Genomic DNA, 13,579 nt, shown 5'->3' with positions numbered 1-13,579 from the left:
AGAAAATATGAGCAAAACAAATGAATTAGGCAAGTTAGGAGAGGATTTAGCGGTTGACTTTTTACAAGATAAAGGGTATGAAATCATTGCTAGGAACTGGAAGTATAGAAGAGCAGAAGTAGATATCATTGCAGAGATAGATTCTTTTTTGGTTTTTGTTGAAGTTAAAACCAGAAGCACTACTGATTTTGGTTTGCCTCAAGAGTTTTTAAAGAACCCACAGATCCAACGATTAATCACTGCAGCAGATGCTTTTACCACACAATTTAAGCGAAAAGAAGAGGTTCGCTTCGATATAGTAGCTATTAGTATAAAAAAGTCTGTTCCTGAAATTGAGCATATTGAGCAAGCTTTTTATTGGTTTTGAGCAGAAAAAGCCCAAATTTTAGTTGATGTTTTATCGATTTTTTAAAAAGGAAGTCTATTTGATGATTTTCCTTCAAAATTCTTATGTAAAAAAAGTCTAAATAAAATTTGCGGATTATTTAGAATCACTTTACATTTGTGGCGTTTTTAATAAGTCTAAATAACACAGATTCAGAATGAAGACGTATACTACATTGTTAGTTACCATTTGTGGAGTAATGGTAAGTTTCGCTCAAAACATCACAATCAAAGGAAGAGTTGTAGATGAGGTTAATAAACCATTACCTTTCGCAACAGTTGTATTGGGAGATGGGCAAACAGCTGTTCAAACCAATGAGAACGGGGAGTTCAAATTGAATAATATTCAAAAAGGAAAGCACACAATGAAAGCTTCTTTTGTGGGATATTCAACTTCTCAAAGAGAAATCACCCTAGCTAAAAACGAAGAAATTGTGAATTTCCTTTTAGTGGCTGATAGCCAATTAGAGAATATCACAGTGTATGGTAGAAGCAACAAAAACGTAAAAAATCTTCAGTATATCACGCGTTTACCACTGGGATTACAAGATCAAGTACAATCTATTAGCATTGTTTCTGAACACGTAATTAAAGAACAAGGAGCTTTGACTATTACAGATGCAGCACGTAACGTAGCAGGGGTAACTCAGTTCTCTACATATGGTGGACCTGCAGAGAGTATGTCAATCCGCGGATTCAGAGGAACACCTGTATTGAGAAATGGGGTTGGAATGGATTCTGACTTTAGAACCGCTTCAGCGATTGCGGATATGCAAGGAATTGAAAGTGTTGAGGTTATTAAAGGTTCAGCTGCTGTATTACAAGGAATCGGAAACGGTTTAGGTGCTGCAGGTGGAGTGATCAATATGGTCACTAAAACGCCAAACTTCAAAAATCACAGAGAAGTAGGTTTCAGAGTTGGAAGCTATGGTCAAGTGAGACCAACAGTTGACTTCGAACAAGTATTAGATAAAAAAGAAACTGTTTCTTTCCGCTTCAACGGAGCATACGAAAGAAATGACGGATGGAGAACGTATGTAAATAACGAACATTTTTACATCAACCCATCCCTAACATGGAAAATCGATAGCAAAACTAAGTTAACGGTTGAAATGGATTACTTAAATGGAGATTATGTGACAGACAAAGGAACTGTAAACTTAGGTCCAGATTATGCAAATGAGTTATACAAAATGCCACATAATAAATTCTTAGGTTTCAAAGGAGACTCTAAGAAAATTACCATGCAAAACTATGTTGCTCGTTTCGAAAGACAATTAACAGAGAAATTGAGCTTCAGAACATCTTACACGGCTTCTATTTACAATGAAAATGGTCGTTCGACAAACGTAACAACTGTTTTACCGAAAAAAGAAATTGGAGACGATTGGAGTAAATATGGCGATATTAAACGCACAGTTTCTCAAGGACAATCAGACGATTATAACTCAGTATTCCAAGCCGATTTAATCGGAAAAGATATCTTCACGGGTATTTTAAAACATACCTTCCAAATTGGATTTGACTACAGACAAACGAAAACAATCGCGGGTTCTGCAGTAGGAAAAGTTTGGGGGAAAGACAAACAAGGAAACGATGCTTTAGTTGATTTCAGAAGTGATATCAACGTATTAGGTCCAATTGACAATACATTGCCAGATAACATCATCTACGGAGATATTGCTACAACAAGAACAATGTCACCAACAATCGGATTCATGGCACAAGATTATATCGCTATTGGTGATAAATTAAGTGCAATGTTAGGATTGCGTTACAGCCGTTTGAATGGTAATACAACAGAAAATGCTACGGTAGATCGTTGGAACCCAATGTTGGGATTAATCTTCAAACCACAAGAAAATATTAGCACATTTGCCTCTTATACGACAACAAGTAGTTTGAGACAATCCAATAAATTATTACACGGTGGTGGATATGCAGGAGCATCAGATATCAAACAATTTGAGTTTGGTTTCAAATCAAATTGGTATAATGACCATTTAGGAGTGAACTTTACTTACTTCTTCATCAACCAAAGTAATTTAGTTGCGCCTTATATTGATCCAGTAACAAATGAGCAATCAAAAACGGAAAGCATCTTAGCTGGAGATTTAAAACGCAATGGATTTGAGTTGGAAATCAACGGTAAAATTACCAACAACTTAGAGGTAATGTTAGGATATGCTAACTTATATGCAAGATACCAAGATAGCCCACAATATGTTGATGGTTCTGCGCCAATGAATGCACCAGAGCATACAGCAAACGGATGGGTAAGCTATAAATTTGATCAAGGTACATTAAACGGATTATCATTGAGTGCTGGAGTTTACTTTGTTGGAAAACGTCCAGTTAATGAATACAGCAGAACTTTAGATAATAGCCACAATACAAACGTAAACGTAAGACCATTTGATATGCCTAGCTACACTACAGTGAATGCACAAGCAGCTTATACTTACAAAAACGCGACTTTAAGTGTGTTTATGAATAACCTTTTCAACGAAAGAGGATACACGTCTTATTTCAGAGGAGGCTATATCAACGAAATTTCACCTCGAAATTTTGCAGCACAATTGACGTATAGATTCTAGAATTTCCCTTTAATTAGTGTCATTATAATTGAAATAATAATAAGTACAAACACGGTTTTATGATATAAAATCGTGTTTGTTCGTTTTTGAATGTCCATATGAAAACAAAGAAGACCTCTCCTTTTCGCAAATTGATGAATGACCTACACTTGTGGTTGGGTATCGCAAGTTCGCTTGTATTGTTTGTTGTTTGTTTAACCGGTACGATCTATACGTTCAAGACTGAAATCCAGGATTGGATGGAGCCTGCACGTTATCAAGTTACAGATAAAGGCACCGGACAAAGTAAACCAGTAGCGGAATTAGTGCAGCTAGTGGAAACCGCTACCCAAGGGAAAGTACAACGCGTCACTATGGTGAGTAATGAAAGCAAACCTTATGTGTTTTCAGTAAGCACTGGTGAAGAGGGAAAACGCCCAGATGCGGTTCATGTAAATCCGTATACAGGAGAAGTCTTGGGGAAAGGAAAAGGACCTGGAGATGAATTTTTTATGACTGTTTTCAAATTGCACCGTTGGTTACTACTTGATTCGTCAATTGGAAGACCAATCGTTGGAATTGCAACCATTATCTTTTGTTTTCTTTCAATCTCAGGATTAATCTTGTGGTTTCCAAAGAAAATTAAAGGGTGGAAAAGCATTAAACCTGGATTCAAAATTAAATTCAATGCCAATTGGAAGCGCATCAACCACGATTTACACAACACCCTCGGGTTTTATACGTTATTGATTGTTTTGATTATGTCGTTAACGGGCTTGTGTTGGTCATTTGAATGGTATAGAAATGGGTTGAGTGCTGTATTGGGGACTAAGGTTTTTGGTGGACGCGATGAAGTAAAACCAGAGTCTGTTGTACAAGACAAGCAGACGATTAGTTTAGAAGAGGCACTGGCCATTGCAAATAAAGAAATGGAGTATGACTACCGTACGCTTGCGATAAACTTGCCAAAAGATGAAGTTGGCGCGTATGAGGTAAATAAAAATGAATTGGCAAGATGGAATGAAACGGTGAATGACCGCGTGTTTATCGATCAGTATTCTGGAGCGGTAATCAAAAAAGAAATCTTTGCAGATAAAACGATTGGAGAGAAAGTAGCAGGCTCAATTCGAGCGTTACACTTTGGAGATATTTACGGATTGTTCTCTAAGGTCATCTACTTCATAACCTGTTTAATAGCAACTTCATTGCCGATTACAGGAATTTTTATTTGGTTGAATAAAATGAAAAAGAAACCCAAAAAAGCAACCTAGTGCATGTTGGGAATACTTTAGCATTGAATTTGGGCAAAATAAGAGAAAAAGTGTAACTTTGTTATTACAATTTTTAATTAAAGGTAATAGTATGTATCCAGAAGAAATAGTAAAACCAATGCGTCAAGAGTTAGTTGATGCAGGATTTTCAGCATTATATACAGCAGACGAAGTAGAAGCTGCTTTAAGTAAAGAAGGAACTACATTAGTAGTGGTAAACTCAGTTTGTGGTTGTGCGGCGCGTAATGCACGTCCAGGAGCAATCATGAGTTTAAATGGAGAAAAGAAACCAGCGCAAATCGTAACTGTATTTGCTGGAGTTGATAAAGATGCTGTTGATGCAGCACGTCAACACATGTTCCCTTTCCCGCCATCTTCGCCTTCTATGGCTTTGTTTAAAGACGGAGAATTAGTTCACATGTTAGAGAGACACCATATTGAAGGTAATCCTGCAGAGTTGATTGCTGAAAATTTAATCGACGCATACAAAGAATATTGCTAAAAAGAGACCACCTTCTATAAGGTGGTTTTTTTTTAAAGTGTATATTTGCTCAAGATATACATTGAGCTAATGCAAAAAATAATTTCATATCCGTTATCTGTACTATTCGTTATCTGTTTACTACTTGTACTCCTTTTTTTTCATGGACTACAATGGCTAGCATTTAACCTTTTTGGTTATAAAGCCCACAAGAAAGTGGTGGATGCTATGGTGTGGTGGATTATGCTGTGTACAGGTATTTTAGGTACTACTTATCGCGTATCAAAGGAAGAAGAACTTCCTACCGATAAACCCATTGTCTTCGTTTCAAATCATCAGAGTATGTTTGATATCCCGATGATTATTTGGTTCTTTAAACAAAATCATCCCAAATTCGTTAGTAAAAAAGAATTGGGACAAGGAATCCCGAGTGTATCGTATAACTTAAAACATGGAGGATCGGTATTAATTGATCGAAAAGATGCTAAACAAGCCCTAACCGTTATTCGCGGATTAGGTCAATATATTTCAAAATACAACCGGGCTGCTGTTATCTTTCCTGAAGGAACAAGAAGCCGTGACGGACACCCCAAACGTTTTTCAGAAAATGGGGTTAAAATGTTATGTAAGTTTTCACCAGATGCTTATCTTGTCCCCTTGACTATTAATAATTCATGGAAATTGTTTCGATTTGGAAAATTTCCCTTAGGATTAGGAGCCAAAATTAGCCTTTATGCACACAAACCAATGAAAATTAGCGATTATTCTTTTGAAGAACTCTTCGCTAAAACAGAGGCAGCCGTAAAGTCTAAAATAGAATAAAATACTAATTCTCGCAGTTACTCCCAAACAAACTAAACCAAACCGAAGAGCTAGTTGCGATGTAAAAACTAATTGAAATGTCAACACACAATGTTCGTTTAGAAGTGATGCACTTCTTGGAAAAAAATATAGATAGCTTCGTTGATGATTATCTAATACCTGTGGAGAAAATTTGGCAACCTTCTGATTTACTGCCGAATTCGGAAAGTGAAACATTTTTAGAGGATGTCAAAGAATTGAGAGAATATGCCAAAGAATTACCGTATGATTTTTGGGTAGTTTTGGTTGGTGATACCATTACAGAAGAAGCATTACCTACATATGAATCTTGGTTAATGGATGTAGAAGGAGTAAATCAAAAAGAAGGTGAGAACGGAAATGGATGGGCAAAATGGATTCGCCATTGGACGGGAGAAGAGAATCGCCATGGAGATTTATTGAATAAATACCTTTATCTATCTGGACGTGTGAATATGCGCGAGGTTGAAATTACAACGCAATATTTATTAAATGATGGGTTTGATCCTGGAACAGATAGAGACCCCTATAAAAACTTCGTATTTACAAGTTTCCAAGAGTTAGCTACGTACATTTCACACAATCGTGTAGCGAAATTAGCTAAACAGTATGGAGATCATAAATTATCGAAGATCTGTCGTTTAATTGCTGGAGATGAAATGCGTCACCACCATGCTTATTCTGAATTCGTAGATCGAATTTTTAAAGTAGACCCAAGTGAAATGCTATTGGCATTTGTAGACATGATGAAACGAAAAATCACTATGCCTGCAAACCTTATCAGAGAATCAGGAGGAAAAATGGGGGATGCATTTGAATTATTCTCTGATTCAGCACAGCGTATTGGTGTATATACAGCGATTGATTATGTGGAAATCATGCAGAAATTAATTAACCGTTGGCAAATTGCAAACTTAACAGGGTTGACGGATGAAGCAGAAAAATCGAGAGAATACCTGATGAAGTTACCGGCTCGTATGTTACGTGTAGCAGAACGAATGAGTATTGGAAAAGATCCACATATCTTTAAATGGGTACAACCCGCTCTAATTAAATAAATTGAATGAGTAAGAAGATTGAAGCAACTATTGCCTATGTTAAAGAGGAGCTGAAGCATGCCGAAGGCGGACATGATTGGTTCCATATCGAACGCGTATACAATAATGCGATCAATATTTTAAAATTCGAACCTGAAGCTCAGGTCGAAGTGGTGCAATTAATTGCTTTACTTCACGATATTGCTGATAGTAAGTTCCACAAGGGAGATGAAACCATCGGACCTCGTAAAGCCAAAGAATGGTTGGAATCGCTAGACTATGTACCCGAAGTGGTTGATCATGTTGTCAAGGGTATTGAAAACATCTCGTTCAAAGGTGGAAATTTTGATCAAAAGTTCACGTCGAAGGAATTGCAAATTGTACAAGATGCGGATCGATTAGATGCGATTGGCGCAATTGGGATAACACGTGTTTTTAATTATGGAGGATTTCAAAATAATCCGATTCACGATCCAGAGCAAGCCCCTCGATTTGGCATGACCAAAGAAGAATATAAAGCACATAAAGGAACGTCAATTAATCATTTCTATGAGAAATTGCTGTTGTTGAAAGATCTTATGCACACCGAAGCAGGAAAGAAAATGGCAGAGGATCGACACCGTTATATGGAAGATTTCTTAGCTCGTTTTTACGCAGAGTGGCAAGGGGAGAAGTAGGGGTTAGATGGCTCACGGTTTACAGTTTACGGTTCACCGTTAACTAGTAACCAATCCCCAGCTTATAAAAAATAAATAAAAAAGCGGAATCCTTTTGGATTCCGCTTTTTTTATAGCTAATCGGCATTAACGTGCCTTTCGATTTATTCTTCTTATAAGAGAAAAGTGCAATTCACTTTCATTTTGTTTGTGAAGTTGTACGATTTAGTGATGAAAGGAAAATCTAGACTATTTAGAAAAACAATGCGTTTCGATTTCACTCATATCTGATAACCCTTCACTCATAACCCTTCAATTACTTAATCTCAGATATTCTCAAGGTATTTACCATTCCTTTATCGATGATTGGCATTGCAGCTAGGTTGATCACCATATCTCCTTTTGCAGCGTGTTTCTTTTCCACCACCATATTGTTGATATCTTCAATTGTTTCGTCTGTGCTTACGTATTTGTCGTAGTAGTAAGCCTGGACTCCCCATAATAGGTTTAACTGCGTTAAAATGCGTTTATTTGACGTGAAAACAAGAATGTCACTGTTAGGTCTCCAAGCAGAAATCTGGAAAGCAGTGTATCCACTGTTTGTCAACGTACAAATAGCTTTTGCCTCAATGTCATTCGCCATTAATGCAGCGTGATAACAAATGTTTTTCGTGATATAACGATTGGTCTTAATTGTCGGTGGACTTTGCGGTACATTGATTAATGGAGAATTTTCAACACTTTGAATAATTTGTGTCATTTTCTCAATTACTTGTACTGGGTAACTACCTACAGAAGTTTCTCCTGATAACATTACAGCATCTGCACCATCCATGACCGAGTTTGCTACGTCGTTTACCTCCGCTCTTGTCGGTGTTAAACTAGAAATCATCGTTTCCATCATCTGTGTTGCGATGATTACTGGGATTCTAGCATTTTTAGCGATTTGTACTAATTGTTTTTGAATAAGTGGAACTTCTTGAGCTGGAATTTCAACACCTAAATCTCCACGAGCCACCATCAATCCATCACAATAAGCAACTAATTTATTGATGTTTTTAACCGCTTCCGGTTTTTCAATTTTCGCAACAATTGGAATTTTGTGCTCTGAATGTTGTTTTACAATTTCTTGTAAATCCAATAAATCCTCAGGTGTTCTAACGAAAGATAACGCCAACCAATCCACTTGTGCTTTAATTGCAAAAATAGCGTCATTGATGTCTTTTTCCGTTAAGGCAGGTAATGAAACCTTGGTCATCGGAAGGTTTACTCCTTTTTTCGATTTCAAAGGACCTCCTTGGATTACTTTGGCAACAACTTCATCTGTATTGTTTGTCGATACTACTTCAAAGATCAATTTACCATCGTCTAATAAAATAGTTTCTCCTTTGTTTACATCATTAGGGAATTGCTTGTAGTTCATGTAAACGCGTTTTGCGTCTCCTTTGAACTCTTCTTTTGTTGAAAATGTAATCATATCACCAGGGTGAACCACTACATCTTCTGCCATAATTCCCACACGCAATTTAGGGCCTTGTAAGTCTCCTAAAATTGACGTGGTGTAACCGTATTCTTTATTTAATTCTCGAATGATGTCGATTTTCTCTTGTACATCGGCGTAATCTGCATGGGAGAAATTAATTCTAAATACATTTACACCTGCTTTAATCATGTTGTGCAACACTTCTTTTGTTCCTGATGCAGGACCTAACGTTGCTACAATTTTTGTTCTTTTTTTTGCTACCATATTTTTAAAAAATTAGGTTGTTTTTCGATTTGATCGCTTCTACTCGGATTTCGTATGCTGTAGAAATTACTTTTATTGATTTTAATTTTTCAATGACTGTGCCAATCTCAAACTGCTCATCTGTATTTTCAACTTTGAGAAAGTAATCCACCGTTTTGTGTTCCGGTAAGAGATAACCTTGCTTGCTAATGGTTGAAACAACATATTGAAAGAGGGGAGAAGCCATCTGTGACTCTGGAAGTATAAAAGCTTTATTTGATACCAATTTCCACAATACATGGTAATCTGGATCGTCGTATTCAAATAAAGAGAAGGAAGCTAAGCCTTGATCCGTTTCAACTTCAACATCATACGATGTGCGTTCTAAATAAAGGCCTAGAATAGTGTTAATAAGATAGGTAACTTTAAAATCTTCTTTGCGCGAAGAGTGAATCGCTATCAGACTATAGTTTTCAGCTTCAAAATCTTCTAATCTTAGAACTACTGGTCCCATTTGTTTATTCGTTAGTTACAAAGATACAACTTTTATAATGCAAATAATATGTAGATATTTAGAAGAAAGATTAAGTAAATGTTAATTGATTCCCCAATTTAATGGTTTATTTTTTCTTGCAACGCAAAATACGCACGTTGCGAAGCTTTTTCTTCTGCTTTCTTCTTTGATGTAGCTCTTCCTTTTGATATTAATTTATTGTCAATGAATAGTTTAACACCAAAATACTTGACATCTTCATTCGTAGTTTCCTCATAGGCATCAAACTTAAACGTGTGTTTTGTCTTCTGACACCATTCAATGAGTAAACTTTTATAGCTCGTAATCTTCGTTTCTAAGACATGGATATCGGTGATGGTAGAAATTAAGCGTTGATGGATAAATTTCTCACAAGCAGGATAACCTTGATCCAGGTATATGGCCCCAATTAAGGCTTCTAAAATATTACCATGGATGTTTTCTCCGAACTGTTGATTGCCCATTTTGCTTTCAACAATATCAATTAATCCCAAGCTTTTGCCAATTGTGTTTAAGTTCTCTCTACTTACTATTTTAGAGCGCATTTTCGTTAAATACCCTTCGTCTCCACTGGGAACCTCTAAATATAAATGCGAGGCAATTACCGCATTGAGCATAGCATCACCCAAAAACTCTAATCGTTCGTAATTAATTGGATTTCCTTGAGTATCAACGATGTTCATCGAACGATGGGTAAATGCTAGTTTATAGTAGGCGATATCCAAAGGCTTAGTCAGGGTGATTTGAGATATCTTACGACAAAAATTCCCGTCCTTTTGATTTGAACGGGAATTTTTAAATATCTTATTTAGTACGTTACTCAACATTACGTTGTCGTGCTTAAATATCTAATTTTTTTACTAATACACAAGCGTTGTGTCCTCCGAAGCCAAATGTATTACTCATACCTACTTTCACGTCTCTTTTCTGCGCTTTGTTGAAGGTAAAGTTTAATTTAGCATCCACTTGATCATCATCTGTAAAGTGATTGATTGTTGGAGGTACAATTCCATGCTCGATGGATAAGATTACTGAGATTGCCTCTATCACTCCTGCAGCTCCCAAAAGGTGACCTGTCATAGATTTGGTAGAGTTTAGGTTCATGGAATAAGCGTGATCACCAAAAACGTTTAAAATAGCTTTTGATTCAGCAATATCCCCTAGTGGAGTTGATGTTCCGTGTAAGTTTACTACATCAACATCTTTTGGCTCAAGGCCTGCATCTCTCAAACAGTTTTTCATCACGTTTGTTGCTCCTAATCCTTCTGGATGTGGTGCAGTTAAGTGATGTGCATCTGCTGACATTCCGCCACCGCCAATTTCACAGTATATTTTCGCTCCACGCGCAACAGCGTGTTCGTATTCTTCTAATACTAATGCTCCAGCACCTTCTCCCAATACAAAACCATCACGGTCTTTGTCCATCGGTCTAGAAGCTGTTTCTGGGCTGTCATTTCTTGTTGATAAAGCGTGCATTGCGTTGAATCCACCCACTCCTGCAATCGTTACAGCTGCTTCAGAACCTCCTGTTACCATGATGTCCGCCATACCTAAACGAATGTAGTTGAAGGCATCGATAATTGCATTGGTAGACGAAGCACAAGCCGATACCGTAGTAAAGTTTGGTCCTCGTAAGCCATATTTAATTGAAATATGTCCTCCTGCAATATCTGCAATCATTTTTGGAATAAAGAAAGGATTGAATCTCGGTGTTCCATTTCCGTTTACGAAGTCAGTCACCTCGTTTTGGAAGGTTTCTAATCCACCGATTCCAGAACCCCAAATAACTCCAGCTCTATCTTTATCTATATTCTCTAAGTCTAATTTAGAATCTACAACTGCTTCATCAGCACTAACCATGGCTAATTGAGCGTATCGATCCATTTTACGTGCCTCTTTACGATCAATAAAATCTTCTACATTGAAATTCTTTACTTCGCACGCAAATTGGGTTTTGAAATTGGTAGCATCAAAATGTGTAATCGGAGCTGCTCCACTTACGCCATTAATAAGACTGTTCCAATACTCTTGGATATTATTCCCGATTGGGGTAAGAGCACCTAAACCTGTTACAACAACTCGCCTTAATTTCATAAAGTAAATATTATGGTTTAATAAGTTAAAAAAACCCAATTTTTCACTTTTGTAAAAGGAAACATTGGGTAGCTTTATATTTGTTTATCAGATTACTTACTAGTAAATCTGTCCTTTTTTCTATTCTAAAATAAGCAGGTATGTCCGAAAATAATAACGCCCACGTGTTGTTAACAACACGTGGGTTATTAGTTATTACTTCTTAGCTTCTTCGATGTAAGAGATAGCTTGACCAACTGTAGCGATGTTTTCAGCTTGATCATCTGGAATTTGAATATCGAATTCTTTTTCGAACTCCATGATAAGCTCAACAGTGTCTAGTGAATCAGCTCCTAAATCATTAGTGAAGCTTGCTTCTGCTACAACTTCGTTCTCGTCAACTCCTAATTTGTCAACGATAATCGCTTTTACTCTTGATGCAATGTCTGACATAATCTTTAATTTTAAAATTTAATTTCCTAGGGCAAAAATAAAAAACTTTATTTTATATCCTGATTATACATGTTAATTGTCAGTGCGAAATTATAAAAATAATTAATACTTAATACTATTTTTCTGTTTATTGTCAGTAATTATTCTTTTTTTTGTACTTAAATAAAGTGTTTTAAAAACTTAAATACTGCTTATAACATGAAAAAAATAGCGCTATTCGCTTCTGGTTCAGGGACTAACGTGGAGAATATTATCAATTACTTTGAGAATAATTCAATTGTCAACCAATACCTCGTTTTGGTCAATAACCCTCATGCTAAAGTAATAGAAAAAGCTGAAAAAAGAAATGTTCCAGTTTATATTTTTGATAAAAATAAGCTGAATAACGGCGAGTTAGCAGAAAAACTGGCAACTTTCGAGCCAGATTTAATCGTTTTGGCGGGCTTCTTGTGGAAGTTCCCTGAGGATTTAGTAAAAAAATATCACAATCAAGTTATTAACATTCATCCAGCCTTATTACCTAAATATGGCGGCAAAGGGATGTATGGACACTTTGTTCACGAAGCTGTTTTGGCAAATAAAGAACCAGAAACGGGAATTACGATTCACTTTGTCAATGAAAATTATGACGAAGGCGCAATCATTTTACAAGAAACAACTCCCGTAGAAGCACATTATACAGCTGAAGATATCGCAAAAGCAGTACAAACCTTAGAATACAAACACTTTCCAATTGTCATTGAACAGTTGTTAGCTAAAAAATAATAAATGAGTCAGTCTTTTCAAGTTATTTTATATACCGATGGATCTGCACAAGGAAATCCTGGACCAGGTGGATATGGTTTGGTGCTGGAATGGGCCGGACATCAAGTATTTAAGGAATTTGCACAAGGGTATCGACTAACAACGAATAACCGCATGGAATTACTCGCGGTAATTGTTGGGTTAGAAAAGCTGAAAAATCCACAAACACGTGTGTTGGTGGTTTCAGATTCTAAATATGTAGTAGATGCCGTGACCAAAGGATGGGTATTTGGTTGGGAGAAGAAAAATTTCAAAGACAAGAAAAACCCAGACCTATGGATGCGTTTTCTGCGTATCTATAGACGCCATCAGGTTTCTTTTCAATGGGTAAAAGGACATAATAATCACCCCATGAATGAGCGCTGCGATTTTTTAGCCGTACAAGCAGGCAAACAAAAAGAGTTGCTCATCGATGAATATTATGAGCAAAATAGAGAGTAAAACATACAATATGAAGATAGAAAAAGGTTTAGCAGAACAGCTGAACCTTTTTTATGGGGATAGGGCACGGATTTTTCCCTTGAAACAAACTTTAGTAAGGGCATTATTCGTAGTTAGATGTAAGCGAAATAGGTGTTCTGAATGGAATAATAGTCCCTTTAGCATTGCGTGTTTATTCTCTTTTCTTCGACCTTCCTTTGAGTTTCCTTCGACATTCCTTCGGAAAAAGAGGTTTTTGTCGAAGGAATGTCGAAGGAAACCCGAAGGAATGTCAAAGGTAACTCCCTATATTCTTATACTATACT

Annotated in this window: 14 protein-coding genes; 9 read left to right on the top strand and 5 right to left on the bottom strand. The window is 36.6% G+C overall.

Going from position 1 to position 13,579, the window contains the following annotated elements; genetic code table 11:
• Positions 1-7: 7 nt before the first annotated feature.
• The 7 genes from AWV75_RS10390 to AWV75_RS10360 all read left to right on the top strand — a co-directional run bounded on the left by AWV75_RS10390 (position 8) and on the right by AWV75_RS10360 (position 7,266).
• Positions 8-367, top strand: coding sequence for a YraN family protein (locus AWV75_RS10390; RefSeq protein ID WP_060874299.1), 360 nt, complete (start codon positions 8-10; stop codon positions 365-367).
• 175 nt (positions 368-542) lie between these two features.
• Positions 543-2,981 (top strand): TonB-dependent receptor, encoded by a 2,439-nt coding sequence (locus AWV75_RS10385; protein WP_060874298.1) that lies wholly within the window; start codon positions 543-545, stop codon positions 2,979-2,981.
• A 98-nt stretch (positions 2,982-3,079) separates the two neighbouring features.
• Positions 3,080-4,231 carry a PepSY-associated TM helix domain-containing protein gene (locus AWV75_RS10380; RefSeq protein WP_060874297.1) on the top strand — a complete coding sequence of 384 codons (1,152 nt, stop codon included), beginning with the start codon at positions 3,080-3,082 and terminating at the stop codon, positions 4,229-4,231.
• A gap of 91 nt (positions 4,232-4,322) precedes the next feature.
• The gene (locus AWV75_RS10375; RefSeq protein WP_002988179.1) at positions 4,323-4,733 is read left to right on the top strand and encodes a BrxA/BrxB family bacilliredoxin; all 411 of its coding nucleotides are present in this window, start codon (positions 4,323-4,325) and stop codon (positions 4,731-4,733) included.
• A 69-nt stretch (positions 4,734-4,802) separates the two neighbouring features.
• Positions 4,803-5,534 (top strand): lysophospholipid acyltransferase family protein, encoded by a 732-nt coding sequence (locus tag AWV75_RS10370; protein WP_060874296.1) that lies wholly within the window; start codon positions 4,803-4,805, stop codon positions 5,532-5,534.
• A gap of 77 nt (positions 5,535-5,611) precedes the next feature.
• Entirely contained in the window at positions 5,612-6,610 is a 999-nt protein-coding gene (locus AWV75_RS10365) for an acyl-ACP desaturase (RefSeq protein ID WP_060874295.1), read from the top strand.
• 5 nt (positions 6,611-6,615) lie between these two features.
• Positions 6,616-7,266: an HD domain-containing protein gene (locus tag AWV75_RS10360; RefSeq protein WP_060874294.1), complete on the top strand. Its 651-nt coding sequence runs from the start codon at positions 6,616-6,618 to the stop codon at positions 7,264-7,266.
• Positions 7,267-7,561: 295 nt separating this feature from the next.
• Here the strand turns inward: AWV75_RS10360 and pyk are convergent, their stop codons facing one another.
• From pyk to AWV75_RS10335, 5 genes are all read right to left on the bottom strand, one after another.
• The gene (pyk, locus tag AWV75_RS10355; RefSeq protein WP_060874293.1) at positions 7,562-8,992 is read right to left on the bottom strand and encodes a pyruvate kinase; all 1,431 of its coding nucleotides are present in this window, start codon (positions 8,990-8,992) and stop codon (positions 7,562-7,564) included.
• Between the two features lie 4 nt (positions 8,993-8,996).
• Entirely contained in the window at positions 8,997-9,485 is a 489-nt protein-coding gene (locus AWV75_RS10350; RefSeq protein WP_002988166.1) for an IPExxxVDY family protein, read from the bottom strand.
• A gap of 98 nt (positions 9,486-9,583) precedes the next feature.
• On the bottom strand, positions 9,584-10,330 hold the full coding sequence (gene rnc / locus AWV75_RS10345) for a ribonuclease III (protein ID WP_060874292.1): 747 nt from the start codon (positions 10,328-10,330) through the stop codon (positions 9,584-9,586).
• Between the two features lie 13 nt (positions 10,331-10,343).
• Positions 10,344-11,597 (bottom strand): beta-ketoacyl-ACP synthase II, encoded by a 1,254-nt coding sequence (gene fabF / locus AWV75_RS10340; protein ID WP_060874291.1) that lies wholly within the window; start codon positions 11,595-11,597, stop codon positions 10,344-10,346.
• A gap of 195 nt (positions 11,598-11,792) precedes the next feature.
• Positions 11,793-12,029 (bottom strand): acyl carrier protein, encoded by a 237-nt coding sequence (locus AWV75_RS10335; RefSeq protein ID WP_002988156.1) that lies wholly within the window; start codon positions 12,027-12,029, stop codon positions 11,793-11,795.
• 198 nt (positions 12,030-12,227) lie between these two features.
• On the opposite strand from AWV75_RS10335, the gene purN reads away from it, so the two are divergent.
• Both purN and rnhA read left to right on the top strand, forming a co-directional pair.
• Positions 12,228-12,794, top strand: coding sequence for a phosphoribosylglycinamide formyltransferase (gene purN, locus AWV75_RS10330; RefSeq protein ID WP_060874290.1), 567 nt, complete (start codon positions 12,228-12,230; stop codon positions 12,792-12,794).
• Between the two features lie 3 nt (positions 12,795-12,797).
• Positions 12,798-13,274: a ribonuclease HI gene (gene rnhA / locus AWV75_RS10325; RefSeq protein ID WP_060874289.1), complete on the top strand. Its 477-nt coding sequence runs from the start codon at positions 12,798-12,800 to the stop codon at positions 13,272-13,274.
• Positions 13,275-13,579: the final 305 nt, after the last annotated feature.

The sequence above is a fragment of the Myroides odoratus genome, from assembly GCF_001549985.1.
In the GTDB taxonomy this organism is placed as follows: domain Bacteria; phylum Bacteroidota; class Bacteroidia; order Flavobacteriales; family Flavobacteriaceae; genus Flavobacterium; species Flavobacterium odoratum_A.
This window is presented reverse-complemented; position numbering and strand designations above follow the sequence as displayed.

What these genes read in the sequence shown, in the direction of transcription:
- pyk (WP_060874293.1), bottom strand. Translation starts at nt 8,992, where the DNA reads ATGGTAGCAAAAAAAAGAACAAAAATTGTAGCAACGTTAGGTCCTGCA.
- rnc (WP_060874292.1), bottom strand. Translation starts at nt 10,330, where the DNA reads ATGTTGAGTAACGTACTAAATAAGATATTTAAAAATTCCCGTTCAAAT.
- AWV75_RS10360 (WP_060874294.1), top strand. Translation starts at nt 6,616, where the DNA reads ATGAGTAAGAAGATTGAAGCAACTATTGCCTATGTTAAAGAGGAGCTG.
- AWV75_RS10375 (WP_002988179.1), top strand. Translation starts at nt 4,323, where the DNA reads ATGTATCCAGAAGAAATAGTAAAACCAATGCGTCAAGAGTTAGTTGAT.
- AWV75_RS10350 (WP_002988166.1), bottom strand. Translation starts at nt 9,485, where the DNA reads ATGGGACCAGTAGTTCTAAGATTAGAAGATTTTGAAGCTGAAAACTAT.
- fabF (WP_060874291.1), bottom strand. Translation starts at nt 11,597, where the DNA reads ATGAAATTAAGGCGAGTTGTTGTAACAGGTTTAGGTGCTCTTACCCCA.
- purN (WP_060874290.1), top strand. Translation starts at nt 12,228, where the DNA reads ATGAAAAAAATAGCGCTATTCGCTTCTGGTTCAGGGACTAACGTGGAG.
- AWV75_RS10370 (WP_060874296.1), top strand. Translation starts at nt 4,803, where the DNA reads ATGCAAAAAATAATTTCATATCCGTTATCTGTACTATTCGTTATCTGT.
- AWV75_RS10380 (WP_060874297.1), top strand. Translation starts at nt 3,080, where the DNA reads ATGAAAACAAAGAAGACCTCTCCTTTTCGCAAATTGATGAATGACCTA.
- AWV75_RS10335 (WP_002988156.1), bottom strand. Translation starts at nt 12,029, where the DNA reads ATGTCAGACATTGCATCAAGAGTAAAAGCGATTATCGTTGACAAATTA.
- AWV75_RS10390 (WP_060874299.1), top strand. Translation starts at nt 8, where the DNA reads ATGAGCAAAACAAATGAATTAGGCAAGTTAGGAGAGGATTTAGCGGTT.
- AWV75_RS10385 (WP_060874298.1), top strand. Translation starts at nt 543, where the DNA reads ATGAAGACGTATACTACATTGTTAGTTACCATTTGTGGAGTAATGGTA.
- AWV75_RS10365 (WP_060874295.1), top strand. Translation starts at nt 5,612, where the DNA reads ATGTCAACACACAATGTTCGTTTAGAAGTGATGCACTTCTTGGAAAAA.
- rnhA (WP_060874289.1), top strand. Translation starts at nt 12,798, where the DNA reads ATGAGTCAGTCTTTTCAAGTTATTTTATATACCGATGGATCTGCACAA.